Raw genomic sequence first — 19810 nt, forward strand, 5'->3', positions numbered from 1 at the left:
ATGAAAAAAGCATCTATTTGCTTCTCAGAAGCACAACACGCATGGGCACTGTGGAATCAAACGCCATACGCTACTCGCTACCAACTTCTTAATTCGGTAGCTACTGAACTTGCTTTGGAGAGCTTTAAGGTTCCACTGGCATTTCACCATAAGCACAGCGCTCAGTTATTAACTGAACCTGAATTGATGCCGGGTCCTACGGGTGAAACCAATGAGTTGTATACTGCAGGTCGTGGCGTCGCGCTGATCGTTGCTGATAAGTCGGTGGATCTCGGCTGTGCAAAAGCACTCTATGCACAGTTATCGGTCGCGTTGATGTCGGGAAATTGTGTGTTGCTGTGTGTGCAAGACAGTGAGTTAGCTCAGCAAGTATTGACGCTTATCAACAATCTATCACTTCCAGCGGGTGTGCTTAGCTTGGTGGAATATGATCAGTATGCTCAACTGTTGGATAGCGATGTTCGTGTTGTCTGCGTGTTGGGTGAAGAAGTGCTAGTGCAATCAGTTAATCGTCGCTTGGCGGGTAAGGCTGGAGCCATTGCTCCGCTAGTGGCTGAGATTGATTTGTACAATATGCCAGTAGCGCAAGATCCTAAATTGTCACTTCGCTACATTACAGAGCGTACACGAACGATAAATATTACTGCGGTTGGCGGAAATGCGACCTTGCTAGAGTTAGGCAGTGCTGAACATTAGCGCTAAACATTAAGGTCGGTATACCCGTCTTATAATGTAGAAGTAACGGCAACGCTCAAATACCATAATACCGAGTTGAAACCTTTGGCTTCACTCGGTATTTTGTTATCTGGCGTATTTAAGGAAATTGGAACATGGAAATTGAGTGTACGAATAAGTATTCGCTAGTGGTTCAGGGCGGGGGACAAAAGGGGGCATTTGCTGCTGGCGTCTTGGATACCTTTATTGCCGCCAACTATGACCCGTTTTCTTTGTATTTGGGCACTTCTGCTGGCGCGCTCAATGTCTCTTCATTTGTGACCAAACAGCCTGGCTTAGGTTTAGATTTCATCCTTAATTACACCACGCAAAATCGCTTCTTTGACTTTAATAGATTGGTTAACAAGGAGCTGGTGGCTATGGATCTCGACTGGGCCTTTCAGTTTGTGCACAGCGGTGAGTTCCCATTAGATCTGGAAAAGGGCGCTAAGAACCTAGGTTCAGAAAAACAGGCGTTGGCCTGTGTTACCCATGTTGAAGAGATGAAGGACTATTACTTTCCTATCTTTTCTGAAAATTGGTATGACGTACTAAGGGCCACCTGTGCTATCCCTCTGTTATACCATCAAGAGATTAATATAGATGGAGCAAACTGGGTTGATGGCGGTGTTACCGCCACTGTTCCTGTTCACGAGGCATATCGACGTGGAGCGTGTAACATGGTGGTGATTACCACAGAGCCCATGATTGAAAAAACGTCTGCAAGTAAATTAGCGATAAAAGCAGAGCCACTTGAAAAGCTCAAACTAGAATTGGCTCGAGGTATAGAGCCCTACATCAATCGAATTGCTCCTTTAAGCAAGAATGAACGCATGAAACAATTGAGTGACGTGTTCCTAAATCGAGTCAGTCAGCTTAAGCAAAGCCATCAGTTTCCCGCGCTCAACTCCTTGCCTAAAAACTGGCTGCCGGATACAGAGAAACTGACAGAAATGATTGCCCATCAATCACATAAGCAGTTCAAAGCACATGCACCCCGCTCGATGGAAATGTTATTTGCTCATTACATGAATCATTCCAGTATTTCTGAGTTTATGAATCAGCCTCCAGAGGGGGTTACCATCAGAGAGATCGCACCACATAAGCCTCTTAACTGCACAGGTTTGTTGAGCCACAAAGACGATATCTTTGCAGACTATGAGTCAGGTGTATTGGCAGGCAAAGACTTTTTATCTAACCTGCCAAGTTAATTTAGCTTCGACAACGGTCTCAACTATGCAGCCTTCTCACGATATTGATTGGTGGCACCTCGCCACCTTTTCTCTTCTTCTTGTTATCCCTTTTGCTATTAATCGCTTTTATAGGCTTGAGCTAGGAAAAGATATGGGAGTGTCTGTCGCAAGAATGTTTGTGCAGTTGACTCTTGTAGGGGCGTACCTAGAGTTTGTATTTTCGACCAATAATCTATGGCTAAATTTAGCTTGGATTGCAGTGATGCTTGGAGTGGGTGCCAGTGCAATTGTGGGTAAAGCAAAGCTCCCTCGTAAGGTACTGTTTACGCCTGTTGTGAGCGGCTTGGTTATTGGCCTTGCTCCTATACTTTTCATTCTGTGTTGGCTGGTGGTTCAACCCACTCCAATCTACAGTGCGCAATATATGATCCCTTTGGCGGGGATGCTTCTTGGAAATAGCTTAAGTGGCAACATAGTCGCATTGCAGAATCTCTATACCGCTTTTGACGAGAGAAATGAAGAATATCAGGTCGCTATTGCGTTGGGTGCTCCGCCTTTATTTGCGGCGCTGCCCTTTGTGAGAGCGGCTATGCAAAAGGCGTTTGCTCCGATACTGGCTTCGATGGCAACAACAGGCTTAGTGACTTTACCAGGCATGATGACGGGTCAGATATTGGGCGGCGCTTCACCTATGGTCGCCATTAAATATCAGATGATGATACTGATCGCTATCTTTGTGATGATGAGTATTTCGGTCACGCTGACGTTGCAATTTAGCTTGCGTAGGTCGATCAATGAAAATGGAAGAGTGATTGTGGGATTGATTAAGTGATGCCCGAGGGCATCACTTAGGTTTGTTACGTATTGCTGGTTACAATGACTTCTGCATAAGTGCCTGCTCAGGTGGATGATCCAGTTTTAAGGTCTGAGTAGGGAAGGCGACATCAGCGCCGTTGTTGCGAATAATCTGCATAATTTGCAGTAGCACATCTTGTTTCACCTCGTGGAATCGAACCCAGTTTACTGTCTTAGTGAAGGTGTAGACAAAGAAGTCTAAGGACGACGCACCAAACGTATTGAAGTTCACAATTAATGTTTGATTGGCATCGATATCCGGGTGGTTCTTTAGCATGTGATGCACATCTTCAATGATTTTATCGACCTTAGTTGAATCGCTATAGCGAAGCCCTATGGTTTCGTAGATTCGGCGATTGGTCATACGCGAAGGATTCTCTACCACGATGCTACTAAACACAGAGTTGGGTACGTAGAGTGGGCGCTTATCAAAGGTGATAATCTTGGTCATTCGCCAGCCAATACGGTCAACCGTGCCTTCAATACTGCGATCTGGCGAGCGAATCCAGTCCCCTACCTTAAATGGGCGGTCAAAGTAGATCATCATGCCGCCAAAGAAGTTAGAGAGCAGGTCTTTTGCAGCAAGACCCGCAATCAAGCCACCGACACCACCAAAGGTAAGTAGGCCAGAAAGACTCAGTCCGAGGGTTTGCATTACCGTAAGCACACCGATAATGACGACCAGCAATCTCGCGAGTTTAGCGACTGCTTGCACTGTAGTGACGTCTCGGTTTTTTTTCTCAAGCAGCTGGTTTTCAAAGTTTGTAATGATTCGAGATAGAGTCCAAATCGCAATGCAAATAACCAGAATTAGCTTAAGCGTAGAGAGCCAATTAAAATCATGGGTAAAGTTTTCTTCAAGGAATAATCCCATAGAAACGGTACCAGGCCAGAGCCAGATTAAGGTACTGACAGGAGCCTTAAGACCGTGAATAACGGCGTTATCCCACGTGATCTTAGTTTTTTCAGCAATGCTTTCGAGTCTTCCAATTAATAACTTCCAAACCAACCAGAAAACTAAGCTCAGGGTGGTGATCAAAATTATCTCATTGATGATTGCACTGTCGGTTAACTTGAAGAGATTAAGCCATTCAGCTTTGGTATGTTCCATTATTGCTTGTTTTCCTTGAGTTGATTATTTTGCACTGCCGTTGCTACTCGAGATTGTAGCCACTGTTGCTTATCATTGCTTGCCAGCCCGCTCTTCCAAACCATGCTAATGGTAAAGTCACTCACCTCAATAGCGGGTTTTGCGCGAGTGAGCCCATCAGAAATGTAGGGGATCATCGACATCAGTTTTGGCACAATACAGATGAGATTTCGCCCTTTTATTAACTGACCAATGGTTAAGAAGTTTCGAGAAATCACCTGCACGTTTCGCTGGTGGTTTTGCTTTGCTAGCATGCTATCAGTCGGGGTCACCCATCGACCATCTGGACTCACTAATGCGTGCGGAAGACTACAAAAATCTTCTAAGCTCACCGGTGTACTCAGCCCTGTTGCGACTGGATCGAATAAGAAAACGTGGCTTTCTTTGTAAAGCTCTTGAGATTCAAAGCCCTCGCCGAGTTCAGGAAAGCTTCCGATAACCAAGTCTAAGCGCTCTTTTTCAATGATGTCGACAAAGTTGTGCCGATTTACATTGATAAAACTGACCTTAACATTAGGGGCCTGCTCAGTTAATGCGTCGAATATAAGAGGGGCAAAGACAAACTCGGCGTAATCGGTGAGCCCCAAGCGGCAGGTGCCACTAAAGGTTTCAGCATCGAACTTTTCTGGTGACAGGATATTGTTTTTAATCACAGACAGAACTTGTTCGACATCACTCCCCAAGTTGAGAGCCCTTTCTGTCGGCTCCATTTTATGTCCACTACGATGAAATAGTGGATCTCCTAATAAAGTGCGAAGTCGAGATAGGCTGTGGCTCATCGCCGATTGACTAATGTGCAGCTCGCTTGCCGCTGCAGAAACACTGCGAGCTCTTAGCAGGGCTTGAAACGCGACCAGCAAGTTCAGGTCAACGCCTTTCCAATTTATCTCCGCCATTGAGCCTCCATGATGTGCTTTGTTTCTTTAATCCTATTTCATTCATGAAATATATCAATACTATTAATTTGAGTCATAGAGTTGCTTCGCTTAGGGTATCAACAAATTTCATCGCTGGTGATTGGTTATGTTTTCTATTTTTAAAATATTTTTTGCATTGGGGTGGGTTAGCTTTGGCGGGCCCGCAGCACATATTGGTTATTTCAGAAAAACCTTTGTAGAGCAGAAGCAATGGTTAACGGATGAGGAATATGCGCAGCTGGTTGCGCTGAGTCAGTTTCTTCCCGGCCCTGGCTCTAGCCAAGTAGGCTTTGCTCTCGGCTATAAGCAAGGCGGTATAGGTGGTGCTTTTGCTGCCTTTTTCGGCTTTACCTTGCCATCTGTGATCTTGATGTTAGCACTGGCGCTACTAAGCAGTAGCTTGTTAGAAACGTCGCTATTTATTGCCATTATTCACGCTCTTAAATTGCTGGCTGTTGTGGTGGTTGCTGACGCTATTGTGGGGATGTACAAGAATTTTTGTCAGACCAAACAGTCTATTGGCTTGTGTCTCTTTGTGGCGGTCACCATGTTGTTGTTCAGCGGTATTGCGGCTCAAATTGTTGTGCTATTGCTGTGTGCTATGCTGGGTTCGGTGTGGTTCAAACAACAGAATCAACCTGAAACGAGCTCAGTCAAAGGTAAGCTTTCTGTTACGCCATTAGTGATTTTTGTGTCTGTGCTGTTGATTGGTCCTTTTGTTGCAAGCCAAACCCCTATACTAAAGATTTTCCATGACTTCTTTTATGCAGGTTCTTTGGTATTTGGTGGTGGGCATGTTGTCCTTCCATTGCTACAAAACTTGATTGGTGATCAGCTCACAACGGATAGCTTTTTAACTGGCTATGCGGCCGCACAGGCAGTTCCTGGGCCTATGTTTACCTTCGCTACTTACCTAGGTTATGAATTATTGCCTCAGCAACCTATCGTCGGAGCATTAGTGGCGACGATGGCGGTGTTCTTACCGGGGTTCTTACTGGTGTTGTGTGTGATCAACAACTGGCAGGCACTGGCCTCTATTCCAAGAGTTTCTGCTGCACTAAAAGGCGTGAACGCAGGTGTGGTAGGACTATTGATTGCCGCGTTATACCAACCCATTTTTGTCAGTGCAGTAAGCGGCGCGCAAGATTTTGCTATCGTGCTTATTGGCTATTTCTTGCTAAAACAGATGAAACTGCCGATTGTCGCCTTGGTAGCAAGCTTCATTGGTTATGGCGTTCTACTTTCGGTCTTTTAAGGTTTAGGCTAGTTAGAGGCTTTGCTCGCGTTCGCTGCTGGACGCGGGCTCAGCCCATTTTGTTGGGCATACTGCATGGGTGGCAAACCGGTAATGCGCTTAAAGGCACGGATAAACTTTGACGAGTTGGCATACCCAAGGTGCGAGGCAATATCAGAGATACTGAATCGACCATCTTCTAGTACTCGAATTGCAAACTGCATATGCAGCTGTTCAATGACCTTTCGAAATGTGATGTGTTCATTGTTTAGTTTTCGTTGAATAGTGCGTCTGGAGGTATTGAGGATCTCAGAGGCGCTATCAAGGTCGAGTTTACGCTCACCAATGTAAGGCATTAACGCGGATGCAAACTGTTCATGATAGGTGGCGAGCACATCGTACTCTGGCAGAGAATACTGGTAAGGGGTCACATTGAGCTCTTGATAGGCTTCTTCTTCTGACAAGATAATGTACGTACTCTCTCTATCAACAAACACGCCTTGTTTTGCTAACTTCAACTCACCGCCTAATCTATTGATATCCACATGCTGTAAGCCTACAGAAAGGGGAAGCCAATCCTTACCTAACAGTCGTCGAATGTATTGAACCAAGAAGAATAAACTCTTCATTTCTAGCCAAAATGCAGAGCCTTGATAACGATTTTCATAGTGGTTAGCCGTAGAGATGTGGATTTTAACTTGGTTTTGATAGCCCTCCAGTTCAAGCTGGATCTCTGACTGACTAGAGCGAGTTTTAAATTGCTCTGTGACTTGGTTGAGAACTGAGACCAGTGTGCTGTGCTTAGGAGCAATAGGGATAGGCCACATAAAGCTCAACTGCGCGGTGCAGTCGACCAAGTAATCAACAAACGTTTGAGATTCAGACTCTTGATACAAGGTTTGCATAAAGTGAATGAAGGCGTATTCAGGAATTGACTCTAAATAGGGGCGTTCAAGATTTGAAGGTAACAATTCTATTGCTTTAGCCATCAGAGGCGCAGGAAAGTAATCTTGAGCACAGTTCAATACCAGCCTAATGGTTTCGACTCTGATCAGGGGGATGTCGGTATGGGCTGTGCTGTTCACGGGTTATTCCTGCTATGTCTCGTATTCAACTAAAGTCGGCGAGATCCCCGATAAAACAATTCGGGGATGACGTTATTCTACCCTAGCTTACTAAATTGAGTATGCGTGAACAATTGTGAAAAATAATACTAGCAAGCTACAAGCTACAAGCTACAAGCTAGAAGCTAGAAGCTAGAAGCTAGAAGCTAGAAGCTAGAAGCTAGAACCCAGAACCCAGAACCCAGAACCCAGAACCCAGAAGCTATAACCCCGTCCCCCATCCTCCCGAGCCCCAAATTCCGTCACCCCCGAGCGCTCCTATCGGGGGTCTAAATACTACCCCTAAAACAACCCAGCAAACTTATTCTCTACCACCGGCGTAATATTCAAGCCAATCATAAAGTCTGGACGTGTCTTCTCGTCTTTCTCGATGTAGTAGTTAGCCTCTAAGCCAATCTTCCAAGGGCGACTGCCCATAATGACGGTCTTGCTCACTTGAAAGTTCAGCGGGATCTCTGCTTGGTCTGTGTTCCAGTCATAAGTCATTGTTGGAGAGGAGGCGATAGTCCAGCCATTGCCCAGCAATTCTACCCAGCCAATCTGCACAGAGGTGCGATTAATATCTTCAATGACATGTTCACCATTTATCTTGTCAGAACTATTAGAAACCCCCCATAGGTGATTAGGGAAGAAGATAAAGATACGCTCTTTACTTGCCTTACCTAACAGCATCTCAGGGCCCACAGCAAACTGCTCTGAACTAAAGCCACTACTACCTGTAGGTAGTTGCGCGATAAGACCAAAGGCGGTGATGTTTCCCGGTGCTGCTTTTGGTGCATACGCCAGATCGAAAGAGATATCGCCAAAGCCTGAGTCGTCCCTGTTCAAGTTGCCCACATCGTTGTTGATGACATAAGGCAGTGCAGGGCGGAATATCACCTTGTCGCCGTTATCCATCGGGAAGGGCAGTGCAGGTTGGAATAAGATAGTTGAGCTATCGCCGCCACCCTCATAACCAGAATAATACTGAAACTTAAAGTTCAGGCTTGCTAACGCAGTGTTTGGGTTGGCTAACTCTTTAGCCACCTCATCCGCTAAGGCTTTTTTGTCGGTATCTTGTTCGCTGCTTAATACAGGAAGCGCAAACAGCGTTGAAAGTAGGGCGACTGTAGTGGCGGCTTTTTTGATGGATATCGGCATAGTATGACTCACTCGCAAACGGGTTAGATTGTTCGAATTGCGTGCATTTTAACCTTTGAGGTTTATTATGATGTCCAATTTGCGCCACGCTTAAATCAAGTTAGTTTGTAAGAAAATAAATAACTGCGAGCCGTCTATCGGCATTTTTTACTTGTTTATGGTTTCCTCTATCCCACTATAAAAATGAAAAGCTAGGAAGTTATGATCACGGTTTCTGCACTGCAGCATGTCCCTTGTGGTTTAGGGGAGGGGATTCTTTGGCACCCTGAACGTCAACAAATGTTTTGGATCGATATTATTGAGCATCGATTGTTATCACTTAAGGGTGAAGAAATTGTCGATACCCCACTAGAACGAACTCCATCAGCTCTTGGATGGGTAGATAAAGACTCTTTACTTTTAGCCGATGAGGTTGGTCTTCATTTGCTGGATATTGAACAACAGTCGCTTAAGCTGGTTGTTGGTTTTGAGCATGATCCATTGACGCACCGCAGCAACGATGGACGCGCAGATCCTTGGGGCGGTTTTTGGATAAGTACGATGCATCGCGATGCCATTGAGGGAGAAGCAGCGTTTTATCGCTACTTTCAGGGCAAGCTTACCAAGGTTATTTCAAATATCACGATACCTAATGGCTGCTGCTTTTCTGCGGATAAACATTGGGTCTATTTCACGAATTCTCCTACGGCGCAGATAATGAGAATGAAGCTAGATCAAGACACGGGTTGGCCTATCGCTGAGCCGGAGCTGTTTATCGATCATTCAGAAAACTTTAGAGAGCCTGATGGAGCAATTGTGGCTGCCAATGGTGATATGATCAGTGCGCATTGGGGCGCTGGAGAGCTAGTACGTTATTCTTCGGAGGGTGAGATTGTTGAACGTTATCCTGTTCCCGTTAAACAACCCACTTGTCCTGCATTTGGTGGAGAGAACCTCGATACGCTGTATGTGACCTCAGCTAAAGTCGGTATTGAAGACCGTTCGGCCAATGAAGGTAAAACTTTGGTATTGACCGGAGTGGGTAAAGGTATAGCTGAGCCTGCAGTGAAGCTATCGCTATAGTGTTATAAAGCCGATTTTCAGAGGCCTGAGAGTAGCATCAGGCCTCGATTTCCTTTCTCTACTATTTGTATATAGTCAACTCATTAGCATGGGTTGCAACACCTAAGCGATTCCAAGCATTCATCATGGTACAAAGAACGATGAGTTGAGCAACTTCGTCTTCCGAAAAGTGTTGCTCTAACGCTTTATAGGTGTCATCGGTAATCCCCTGCGCATAGATATGAACCATCTCTTCAACCAGCGCTAACACGGCTCTTTCTTGACCGGTAAATAGCTTCGATTCCTTCCACACTGACAATGCAAAGATACGCTCTTGTGTCTCCCCATGTTGCAGTGCCCCTTTTGTGTGAACGTGTATGCAGTAGGCGCAACCGTTGATCTGAGAGGTACGCACGCGAACGATCTCTTCGATAATAGGGTCAAAAGCGCATTGCTTTAGATAAGCTTCTACCGCAAAAAAAGCTTTATAAGCGGCAGGCTGTACATTGTAGATGTTGACTCGAGACATAACGATCCTTGTGTGATGTGCTTGCTTCAGGGGCGCTCATTCACCCATTTGCATAATTTTAGTCTATTATAAGCACAGTAATAATGTTCATAATCCCTTGATCCAACTGATAAATCTATCTAGATAGTTGGTGTTTTTCGTCATACAACGGTATTTAAGCACTAAATGTCCTTATCAAAAAAAATCCTCTACATACTGTTGCCACTTTTAGCTGCCATGGTAGCTGTGAGCTATTTTGCGCACTGGCAGTACGTTTTTCCTGTCTTTAAACAGCTAGAAAGAGAAGATGCCATTACAAACTTTGAGCGAGTGGCGGCTCGTTTCAATGAGGATATTGTTGATCTAGACCTACAAAACAAAGATTGGGGGGCTTGGGATGATACTTATGAGTTTATCCAGGGAGAAAACCTCGATTATATTGATGCAAATTTAGGCGTTGAGTCATTTCGAAATGGTCAGTTTGATTTCTTATTTTTCTTCGACCTTGCAAAACACCTGCATTGGCATGGCATTTATGACCCTGATACTGATTCACTTGTTTATGATGGTAGTTTTGTACAGCGTGTTGTTGATCGCTTAGAAGATAAATTGATAAAAACAGATCTGGATTTGTTCAGTGCAGAAGCTCATTACACTGGGCTTGTTCTTTTGGAAAACAAACCTGTTGTTTACTCTATTCGTCCTATCCTAACCTCTCAAGAGACTGGTCCCTCTAAGGGCTTTGTCCTTCGTGGACGTTATATCGACCCAAGCCTTGTTTCGAACTTCATCAAACAAACTCATGTAAGATTTAAGATAACGCCTGTTGCGGATAGGACTAAAACCTACAGTGATGAAATTGTTGTGACTGAACTTGATGATGAAACCATTGAGGTTTCTAGTTACGTGTTTAGTTATGACGTGCCGATTATGTTAGTAGAATCCTTCTTCCCTAGAGACATCAGTGCGCAGGGTAAGGTGGCGGTCCAATCGGCTCTCTTTACGAGTGTTTTACTTGGGTTTTTACTGTTGTTTGCATTGTGGATTACTTTGCGGAAGGTAGTGCTGGAGCCAGTAACTCACCTCACACAGAAAGCGACGGCAATCACTAATACTAAAGACTATAAAAAGCGTGCACAGGTAGAAACAAGTGACGAGATAGGGGAATTGTCTCGACAACTCAACAAAATGCTCGATGTTATTGAGAATAGAGAGGCAAGCCTAGAGGAGCTTTTAGCGAGGCTGAAAGAGCTTTCAATGACCGATGCCCTCACTCAAATTTCTAACCGTTTAAAGTTTGATTCAGTGTCTGAAATGGAGTGGCGCCGGATGCAGCGTGAACAGTTGCCTATTTCAATCATCATGTGCGATGTGGACTTTTTTAAGCAATACAATGATCATTACGGGCATGTTGAAGGTGATCAGTGCTTAGTCAGTATTGCGAAAGCTCTGGAGGACAGTGTGGCCCGTCCAGCGGATCTGGTTGCTCGTTACGGGGGAGAGGAATTTGTTATCTTATTGCCGAGTACTGGTCTTGATGGTGCCACACATCTGGCTAAGACGGTATTGGACAAGGTTGCAGCTATGCAACTGCCACACCCAATGAGCGACGTGGCACCCCATGTGACTGTGAGCTTAGGTATTGCAAGTGTCGTACCGAGTGAAGATAACTCACTGCTGCAGCTTATTACTGATGCTGATAACGCTTTGTATCAGGCCAAGCAGAACGGTCGCAATACGTTAGCGACCAATTAATACCACTATTTTTCTTGCAATAGAGCTTTATCTTGAAGGTTCTTCTTCAGCACTGAACACAGCAATACGGCGCCCATGCTTGCCCCAATGCACAAGTAAAGAGCCCCAAGCTCCATCTGATTCGTCACCCAATTACCCACTAGATAGCTTCCAAAAAAGCCTGCAATACACATCTGCACCGACCCAGAAAGCGCTGAAACTGAACCTGCGTCTTTTTTGTGTGGCTGTAGCAGTAGCGTGATTGACAGTGGGAAGGAAAGCCCCTGCGCCACGGTGAGCCAGGTAAATGCCCAGATCAGATTGAAGACAGTAAATGGGGTAATGAGTAGCCAAAGCCCAGCAAAGAAGAATAGCCCAATGCTGAGAGCGAGCAATTGAAAGGCGCTGTATCGCTTATTCAGCATGTTCAGCAACAGACTGCCACCAAGCAGACCGGCCGAGGGTATGATCATTAGGGTGCCGTAGTCAGCGGCGCTCATCCCCATTTCTTGCTGCATCAAGTAAGGCATGATGGATAGCGATACCACTGCCGCCAGATAGCTGAACCAATTGTAGGATGCAGAGCCAATGACTTGCGGGTTTTTAATGAGTTGTAAGTACTTACTAAGAACTGAAGATGGCCTGAATTTTTGCTTAGCATACGGCAAGGTTTCTGGCATCACATACCAACCGATAACAAAGGTAGCGCCGAGATAAACCAGTACGAAAGCGAAGACAGTATGCCAACTTAAATGGAAGGCGATCCATCCCCCAAGCACAGGGGAGAAGATTGGCATGATAGATGCTGTTACAGACAAATAAGCCAAGGCTTTTGTTAATTGTCCGCCGTCATAACTGTCTCTAAGCACACTACGGCCCAGTACTGAAGCACTACCTGCTCCTAGTCCCTGAAATAATCGACCGGCCTCAAGAGTAGTGATGCTATCGGAGAACGCAAGACAGATCACGGTGCCGATAAGATAGATAAACTGCCCAAGTAAGAATACTGGACGTCTGCCAATGGCGTCTGATAAGGGACCATAAAAGAGTTGTGAGACACCAAAACCGACCAAGAATAGGGTAACGATCGACTGCAGTTGAGATTTGTCCACCTGCAGGCTTTCGCTAATTAAAGGCAGTGACGGTAAGTAAATGCTCACCCCCATCTGTCCTGTAGCAATGATCATCATTGCCAAGACTAATGGGCCTAGTTTCATCTTTGAAGAGTGTTTTAATTTCATGCCGAATAGTTTAGATTAAAATGCAGTGGATGATAATTGCCCGATTAGGAATTAGATTGATTCCTGTAAGGATATAATATGGATTGGATTCAGAGCCTGAAAAGCTATGTGCTGGTGGTTGAAGAGGGGAGCTTTAATGGGGCTGCCAGACGTTTATCGACGACCAGTTCTGCCGTAAGCAAGCGCATACAATGGCTAGAGGATAGAATAGGCGTGCAGCTATTGAAGCGCACCACTCGTTCGGTCACTCAGACAGAAGCGGGCGCCTTGTTTTATGATAGAACCAAGCAACTTCTCGACCAACTCCAGTCGGTAGTAGACGAAACTCGTTCTGTTAGTGAAAGCCCGAATGGGATGCTGAAGATTGGGGCGACCATCGCAGTAGGTTCGAAATTCTTAGTTCATTACCTTGATGGATTCTTGAAGAAATACCCAGATATTCGAATTCAACTCATTACCACGACGCCCGGACAGATGCCGGAAATGAGTCTAGATCTGTTTATCACCCGAGAGCTCGAACATCTGAATTCACTGAGCTTCAAATCTAAGCCATTATTTGAAGATCGCTTGGGTTTTTATGCTTCGCCGAAATACTTGCTCGAGCACGGCGAGCCGCAAGATACCACTGAACTGCAACAGCACAATGTATTGATTTTTGGTGAGCAGCTTCATCGAGAGTTGAAACTTGCTGATGGGAAACGACTCTCTCTCAATGGAAATTTTGCTTCGACTAATCCGGAGGCGATGTTTCACGCTGCCAAGAGTGGAATGGGTATTCTGATTTCCAATGCCGTGATGATTCAACAAGAATTGATGCAGGGAAGCCTAGTTAAGATCCTCCCAGATGTGCAAGCAAAAGACACTATGGTGTACGCATATTACCCTAAGCTTGATTATGAGCATACGCGTACCCGACTGTTTCTAGAGTACTTGCAGCAACGTTTAGAAGAAGAGCAGAACGCTTCCTAGCTTCTGCTCTTTGCTCAATATTAGTGGGTATTTGCTAGCGCTGTCTTGAACTCTTCTTTGTAAGGCTTCAATTCGCGCCACCATGCATACTGAGCATGACTACTTGGTGACTCTACATCGACCATTTGGCCAAATAGTGGAGTGACCAATTGAACCTGCTTACTGTTGGCATGGATAAGAGCGCGCTCAAGTGGCTCAAACCAATCATGCAGAGCAAGATCGAAAGTGGAGTTATGGATAGGTAGCATTGCCTTGCCTTTAAGGTCTATGTGCGCCTGAACACTTTGCTCTGGCGTCATATGAATATCACTCCAGGCATCGTTGTAGGCACCCGTTTCCATCATGGTCAGATCAAAGGGGCCATATTTTTCTCCAATAGCCTTAAATCCAGAGAAGTAACCAGAGTCGCCACTGAAGAATAGGTTTGCTTGCTCGCCTTTTATTACCCAACTGGCCCACAAGGTTTGGTCTCTATCAAACAGACTGCGACCAGAGAAATGCTGGGTTGGTGTCGCGGCGAAGGTAATTGAGCCTATCGTCTTTTCCTGCCACCAATCTAATTCTGTGATCTTTTCTTGTGGAACGCCCCAGCTTTGCAAGATTTTGCCAATACGCAGTGGAACCAAAAAATGTTCAACCTTGGTGTGTATCGATTTGATGACGTGTTTGTCTAGGTGATCGTAATGATCATGACTGATGACAACCATATCAATAGCGGGAAGCGCTTCAATGGTGATAGCCGCAGGTTGGAAACGCTTGGGGCCAGCCCATTGCACTGGTGATGCACGATCACTAAATACGGGATCAGTGAGAATCGTTTTACCATCTAGGCGAATGAGCATACTGCTATGGCCTAGGCGTGCAACTGCAGGGTTAGTGGTATTCTCAATCTCCTCTCGGGATAGGGGAACGCTTGGCAAAGCCTGTTGCGGAGTTGGGTGTTCACGATCGGCAGTAACATAGGATTTAATGATGCCGTAAAGATCACCAAAACCACTTTTGTATTCGATCTCGCTGTTTTGAAATTTACCGTTTTTCTCAACCGATGAAAATTCAGCTGCGTTGATGGTTGTTGCAGACATAAGCAGTGCTCCTAATACAAATCGTTTCATGTAAATGCCACTAGTTAAAGTAAACTATACGGTGTAGTTTACATGCGGTGCTTTAAAAGTAAACTGCTTAGTGTAAAATAAAGTAATGGTTATTTCTCCACCATAAATAAGACTCTGATAAATAATGAAAAAGACACGTAGTGAATTAAAGCGCGAAGCGATCCTTACCGCAGCAAAGCAATCCTTTCTTGAGTTTGGCGTTAAGAACACCAGCATGGATAAGCTTGCTAGCCTTGCCAATGTGTCTAAGCGCACCGTATACAATCACTTCAGTTCTAAAGAAGCATTGGTGATAGAGCTGGTGGGCATTATGTGGCGAGAAGCGGTCCAAGAGATTAACCTCGACTATCAGCCAGATATGCCGCTGGAAGAGCAGCTAGAAAAAGTGTTACTGGCAGAAATTGAGGCGAGTTGCGGGCCTGACTATATTGAGCTGGCTCGTGTTGCTATCGGTCATTATTTTTATTCTCCTGAAGAGCTGCAATTGCAGGTGGCAAAGTTTTCCAAAGAAGATAGCGCGATCGCGGTTTGGGCAAAACAAGGGATGGCAGATGGTAAACTGAAGGAGTGCGAGGTTAGCTTATTTACTGAGCAAGCCTATGCATTGATAAAAGGATATTATTTCTGGCCGTTGTTAGTAGGAATGAGAGATTTCCCTACGCAAGAAGAAAAGTGTTTACACGCGGAGCGTAGTGCTGAATTATTGTTAAGTCATTATAAATTAGTATGTTAAAGAGTGTATTAGGCCTCTTAAATACTCCCTAATAATGGGTGTAAACCAAATTATACATCTTGCGTAAAATTTATATATTGTCGAAATATTGCTTTTTAATTAAAAAAGTGATTGAAACTCGTTTTCTTCTTAGTTAAGTTGCATGGACACAAGCAAAACAGATGCCGTTACTGCACTGCATACAATTAGAATGCTAAGTGCTTATTCTGTAAGCGGTAAGAATTTAAGGATAATCTACTATGTACCAAACCGATGACGTTCGCATCAAAAGAGTAAAAGAACTACTACCGCCAATTGCTATTTTGGAACGCTTTCCAGCAACAGAAACGGCTGCTGCGACCACATATAATTCACGAAAAGCGATTCACGACATTTTAAATGACCAAGATGACCGTTTATTGGTGATCGTCGGCCCTTGTTCGATTCACGATACAGAGGCGGCACTTGAGTATGGCAAGCGTCTAAAAGTTCTTCGTGATGAGTTAGGTGATCGTCTAGAAGTGGTTATGCGTGTTTACTTTGAAAAGCCTCGTACCACAGTTGGCTGGAAAGGCTTAATCAACGACCCGTACATGAACGATACGTTCAAGCTTAACGATGGCCTAAGAATGGCTCGTAAGCTGCTTCTAGACTTAACTGATTTGGGCCTACCGACGGCGGGTGAGTTTCTAGATATGATCACGCCTCAATATGTAGGTGACTTGATCAGCTGGGGCGCTATTGGTGCTCGTACTACAGAATCTCAGGTTCACCGTGAGCTGGCATCAGGCGTATCTTGCCCAGTTGGCTTCAAAAACGGTACCGATGGCAACATCAAGATTGCGTCAGATGCGATTCGCAGTGCAGAGGCATCGCACCACTTCCTATCGGTAACCAAATACGGTCACTCTGCAATTGTGGAAACCGGTGGTAACCCAGATTGTCATATCATTCTTCGTGGCGGCAAAGAGCCAAATTACAGTGCTGAGCACGTTGCTGATATTAAGCAACAGCTAGAAGCCTCTAAGCTACGTCAGAAGGTGATGATTGATTTCAGCCACGCGAACAGCAGTAAGCAATACCAACGTCAAATCAACGTCTCTGACGACGTTTCAGCGCAACTAGCGAACGGTGAGCAAGCTATCTTCGGTGTTATGATTGAGTCACACCTAGTGGAAGGCAGACAAGACCTAGTTGACGGCAAAGCGCCAACATACGGACAGTCTATTACTGATGCTTGTATTGGTTGGGAAGACACTGAGAAGGTACTGCACCAACTTGCAGACGCTGTGACTGCACGTCGCAACGCATAAGCTTTCTAGGGGCAACAGACCCTAAACATTCGAATAAAATAAAACGCCCTGATGTGAGTCAGGGCGTTTTTTATTGGTATTTAGTTGTAGCTTTAGCTATTTGGCCTGATCCAATGCTTTGATCATATCTACCAGCTCGTCCTCAGTTTTGGGCTCTTTATGAAAGTCCACCGAAGGTGAAGCCCCTCCTTTGAGTACATAAGCCTTTGTCCCGCAGTGATCATAGTGATACCAAAGTCCGTTTACGCATACGTCGGTGTAGCATCTTGGGTCTTGTTTTAGTTCCATGCGAATACTCCTTTGTTCACACTTTGTTAACAACTTCACCTTAATTCAGCTGAGCATTTCAGAAAATGATCTAGATCAATGTTGTTGCGGTTTTGTTGTTGGGTTGTGTTTTTTTAGCTGTCAGCTATCAGCCTTCAGCCAGAAGACTAATATGACTTCGTCATTCCAGAGTGCTTCTAGCTGGAATCTAGGAACGAAGGTGCATGTAGATCCTCGATATGAGCCCTCGAGGATGACGAGCTTACAGTCAGCGACGTGCTCAATGAGGTCATTCCAGAGTGCTTCTATCTGGAATTTAGGAACGAAGGTGCATGTAGATCCTCGATATGAGCCCTCGAGGATGACGAGCTTACAGTCAGCGATGTGCTCAATGAGGTCATTCCAGAGTGCTTCTATCTGGAATCTAGGAACGAAGGTGCATGTAGATCCTCGATATGAGCCCTCGAGGATGACGAGCTTATAGTTAGCGACGTGCTCAATGAGGTCATTCCAGAGTGCTTCTATCTGGAATCTAGGAACGAAGGTGCATGTAGATCCTCGACAAGAGACCTCGAGGATGACGAGCTTACAGTCAGCGACGTGGTCAATGAGGTCATTCCAGAGTGCTTCTAGCTGGAATCTAGGAACGAAGGTGCATGTAGATCCTCGACAAGAGGCCTCGAGGATGACGAGCTTACAGTCAGCGATGTGCTCAACGAGGTCATTCCAGAGTGCTTCTAGCTGGAATCTAGGAACGAAGGCGCATTGAGATCCTCGATAAGAGACCTCGAGGATGACGAGCTTACAGTTAGCGACGTGCTCAACGAGGTCATTCCCGAATGTTTCTATCGGGAATCTAGGAATGCTGGGACATAGAGGTTGCCAATAAAAGTCTTGGCAATGACCGCTCTCAAAAAGATTCTTTTTCTGACAGCTTTAAGCTTGCAGCTGACAGCTATTTTTAATAAAGAAAAACCCAAGGTGGATAGCCTTGGGTATGGAGAGTGGGTCTGATATATGTAAGTTAGCCAACTGATACAGATAAGACCAAATTTATGAGGCTTTAAGCTAAGCCTTCTCATTTTGTAGTCGTTGAGAATGGTGACTACAAAATAATCCTATCTGGATTTTAGTCGCAAATCTACTCAATTTGTAAACAAATCGAGGTATATCAATAGAGTGCAACTAATTTCATACTTTGTTGCACTCTATTTTGCGTTTCCGGTCATGCTCCTGTCTTCTGGAAGTCATACACCGAACCTAGTTTCAGTATCTGAGTGAGTTCATCCAGTGCTGACTGACTCTCTGTTAACAATGCAGGGTCTACCAGGTCTTGCGCTGAAATAGAGTCACGATAATGCGCATCTACCCATTGATTTAGCGTGGCAAATAGCGAGTCATTCATAATGACAGACTGGTTCATCGCCGCTTGCTCCTCAGGAGAAAGAACTACACGTAAACGTAGACACGCTGGACCACCGCCATTTTGCATACTCTGCTTCAAATCAAAACAGAGTAATTCATCGATGCCTTGCTTGCTGGCAATTAAGGTTTGCAGGTAATCAGAGACTTGCGGGCTTTCTTCACATTCTCTAGGAACGACCAACGCTGTTTTGCCGTTTGGTAGGCTAAGCAATTGGCTGTTAAATAAGTAACTTCCTACTGCGTCGGCAACCGATACTGCAGAGTCAGGAACTTCTATGACATTTAATGGCTTATCTAGCGCGGTACTTAGGCTGTTATAAACGGCGTCTTTGTTTAAAAAGGCGTGTTCGTGGCAGAACATGACGTCTCTGTTACCCACGGCAATTACGTCATTGTGAAATACACCCGCGTCAATAACATCAGGATTTTGCTGAGCAAACACTACCTTATCTTCCGCTAAGCCATGTATGCGAGCGATAGCAGAGCTTGCCTCTAACGTTTGGCGTGCCGGGAAGCGTTTTGGTTTTGGCATAGCACCATTAAACGCACTCTCACCAAACACAAAGAACTCTACACCTCGGTCACCGTACTCATTACAGAAGCGGGTATGATTTGCGGCACCTTCGTCACCAAAATAGTTACTAGATGGAAGCGCATCATGGTGAGCAAAGTGGTTAGCGTCACTGAACATCCCCTTTAGGATTCGACCCGTTTGTGGGTGTTCAATCGAGCGATGAAATTTGTTGATTAGGTTTGCAGGCGTAAAGTGCAGTTTGCCATCGTGAGTATCGCTGCTTGGAGACACAGTCGCCGCGTTTGCTGTCCACATGCTTGATGCAGAGCAGCAAGCAGCCAAAAGTGCAGGAGAATGCTTAGCGGCTTGTTTTAACACGGAAGCGGTATCACCGGTAAAGCCTAATTGACGAAGTGTGCCGATATCAGGGCGAGCAAGAGGTGCGATTACGCCCTGAACCATTCCAAGGTCGTGCAACGCCTTCATTTTTTTTAGGCCTTCTTTGGCCGCTAGTTTAGGGCTAGACGCCTTGGTTTGATTGTTCTTCGAGGCAAGGTTTCCGTCAGAAAGACCAGCATAGTTGTGTGTAGGGCCCACAAGACCATCAAAATTGGCTTCAACATGTTGGGTTGAGTTGTTCATCTTCA

18 protein-coding genes are annotated in these 19810 nt (G+C 45.1%); 9 read left to right on the forward strand and 9 right to left on the reverse strand.

The genetic code is table 11. The annotated features are described in order from the left end of the window. The 3 genes from A6E01_RS13125 to A6E01_RS13135 all read left to right on the forward strand — a co-directional run bounded on the left by A6E01_RS13125 (position 1) and on the right by A6E01_RS13135 (position 2739). Positions 1-696, forward strand: a complete 696-nt coding sequence (locus A6E01_RS13125) for a hypothetical protein (protein WP_017028416.1) — start codon at positions 1-3, stop codon at positions 694-696. 134 nt (positions 697-830) lie between these two features. After that, positions 831-1925 carry a patatin-like phospholipase family protein gene (locus A6E01_RS13130; RefSeq protein WP_017028415.1) on the forward strand — a complete coding sequence of 365 codons (1095 nt, stop codon included), beginning with the start codon at positions 831-833 and terminating at the stop codon, positions 1923-1925. 25 nt (positions 1926-1950) lie between these two features. After that, positions 1951-2739: an ABC transporter permease gene (locus tag A6E01_RS13135; protein WP_065210382.1), complete on the forward strand. Its 789-nt coding sequence runs from the start codon at positions 1951-1953 to the stop codon at positions 2737-2739. 39 nt (positions 2740-2778) lie between these two features. On the opposite strand, the gene A6E01_RS13140 is transcribed toward A6E01_RS13135, so the two are convergent. Further along, positions 2779-3873 carry a mechanosensitive ion channel family protein gene (locus A6E01_RS13140; RefSeq protein ID WP_065210383.1) on the reverse strand — a complete coding sequence of 365 codons (1095 nt, stop codon included), beginning with the start codon at positions 3871-3873 and terminating at the stop codon, positions 2779-2781. Continuing rightward, a complete protein-coding gene (locus A6E01_RS13145) occupies positions 3873-4808 on the reverse strand; it encodes a LysR family transcriptional regulator (protein ID WP_065210384.1) in 936 nt (311 codons plus the stop codon). The genes A6E01_RS13140 and A6E01_RS13145 overlap by 1 nt, the downstream gene beginning before the upstream one ends. A gap of 127 nt (positions 4809-4935) precedes the next feature. Between A6E01_RS13145 and chrA the strand changes: the two genes are divergently transcribed. Continuing rightward, the gene (chrA, locus tag A6E01_RS13150; RefSeq protein WP_065210385.1) at positions 4936-6084 is read left to right on the forward strand and encodes a chromate efflux transporter; all 1149 of its coding nucleotides are present in this window, start codon (positions 4936-4938) and stop codon (positions 6082-6084) included. Between the two features lie 8 nt (positions 6085-6092). On the opposite strand, the gene A6E01_RS13155 is transcribed toward chrA, so the two are convergent. After that, positions 6093-7148, reverse strand: a complete 1056-nt coding sequence (locus A6E01_RS13155; protein ID WP_065210386.1) for a helix-turn-helix domain-containing protein — start codon at positions 7146-7148, stop codon at positions 6093-6095. Positions 7149-7469: 321 nt separating this feature from the next. Next, complete coding sequence (locus A6E01_RS13160; RefSeq protein ID WP_065210387.1) at positions 7470-8327, reverse strand: hypothetical protein; 858 nt, start codon at positions 8325-8327, stop codon at positions 7470-7472. Positions 8328-8528: 201 nt separating this feature from the next. Here A6E01_RS13160 and A6E01_RS13165 point away from each other — a divergent pair, with 201 nt between their 5' ends. Continuing rightward, the gene (locus tag A6E01_RS13165; RefSeq protein WP_017029013.1) at positions 8529-9389 is read left to right on the forward strand and encodes an SMP-30/gluconolactonase/LRE family protein; all 861 of its coding nucleotides are present in this window, start codon (positions 8529-8531) and stop codon (positions 9387-9389) included. A 61-nt stretch (positions 9390-9450) separates the two neighbouring features. Here A6E01_RS13165 and A6E01_RS13170 read toward each other — a convergent pair whose 3' ends face one another. After that, on the reverse strand, positions 9451-9897 hold the full coding sequence (locus tag A6E01_RS13170; RefSeq protein ID WP_017029014.1) for a carboxymuconolactone decarboxylase family protein: 447 nt from the start codon (positions 9895-9897) through the stop codon (positions 9451-9453). A gap of 165 nt (positions 9898-10062) precedes the next feature. Between A6E01_RS13170 and A6E01_RS13175 the strand changes: the two genes are divergently transcribed. Continuing rightward, positions 10063-11631, forward strand: a complete 1569-nt coding sequence (locus A6E01_RS13175; protein WP_065210388.1) for a diguanylate cyclase domain-containing protein — start codon at positions 10063-10065, stop codon at positions 11629-11631. Positions 11632-11636: 5 nt separating this feature from the next. On the opposite strand, the gene A6E01_RS13180 is transcribed toward A6E01_RS13175, so the two are convergent. Continuing rightward, positions 11637-12851 carry a multidrug effflux MFS transporter gene (locus A6E01_RS13180; RefSeq protein ID WP_065210389.1) on the reverse strand — a complete coding sequence of 405 codons (1215 nt, stop codon included), beginning with the start codon at positions 12849-12851 and terminating at the stop codon, positions 11637-11639. Between the two features lie 78 nt (positions 12852-12929). Here A6E01_RS13180 and A6E01_RS13185 point away from each other — a divergent pair, with 78 nt between their 5' ends. Continuing rightward, positions 12930-13820, forward strand: coding sequence for a LysR family transcriptional regulator (locus A6E01_RS13185; protein WP_017029017.1), 891 nt, complete (start codon positions 12930-12932; stop codon positions 13818-13820). A 20-nt stretch (positions 13821-13840) separates the two neighbouring features. Here A6E01_RS13185 and A6E01_RS13190 read toward each other — a convergent pair whose 3' ends face one another. Further along, positions 13841-14932, reverse strand: a complete 1092-nt coding sequence (locus A6E01_RS13190) for an MBL fold metallo-hydrolase (protein ID WP_026026202.1) — start codon at positions 14930-14932, stop codon at positions 13841-13843. A gap of 124 nt (positions 14933-15056) precedes the next feature. On the opposite strand from A6E01_RS13190, the gene A6E01_RS13195 reads away from it, so the two are divergent. After that, complete coding sequence (locus A6E01_RS13195) at positions 15057-15665, forward strand: TetR/AcrR family transcriptional regulator (protein ID WP_065210390.1); 609 nt, start codon at positions 15057-15059, stop codon at positions 15663-15665. A gap of 239 nt (positions 15666-15904) precedes the next feature. Further along, on the forward strand, positions 15905-16957 hold the full coding sequence (aroG, locus tag A6E01_RS13200; protein WP_065210391.1) for a 3-deoxy-7-phosphoheptulonate synthase AroG: 1053 nt from the start codon (positions 15905-15907) through the stop codon (positions 16955-16957). A 96-nt stretch (positions 16958-17053) separates the two neighbouring features. On the opposite strand, the gene A6E01_RS13205 is transcribed toward aroG, so the two are convergent. Together A6E01_RS13205 and astB are read right to left on the reverse strand one after the other, a co-directional pair. Next, entirely contained in the window at positions 17054-17245 is a 192-nt protein-coding gene (locus A6E01_RS13205) for a hypothetical protein (RefSeq protein ID WP_017029021.1), read from the reverse strand. Positions 17246-18449: 1204 nt separating this feature from the next. Next, positions 18450-19805 (reverse strand): N-succinylarginine dihydrolase, encoded by a 1356-nt coding sequence (gene astB, locus A6E01_RS13210; protein ID WP_065210392.1) that lies wholly within the window; start codon positions 19803-19805, stop codon positions 18450-18452. Between the last annotated feature and the right edge of the window lie 5 nt (positions 19806-19810).

It is taken from the genome of Vibrio breoganii (assembly GCF_001677275.1).
Classification (GTDB): domain Bacteria; phylum Pseudomonadota; class Gammaproteobacteria; order Enterobacterales; family Vibrionaceae; genus Vibrio; species Vibrio breoganii.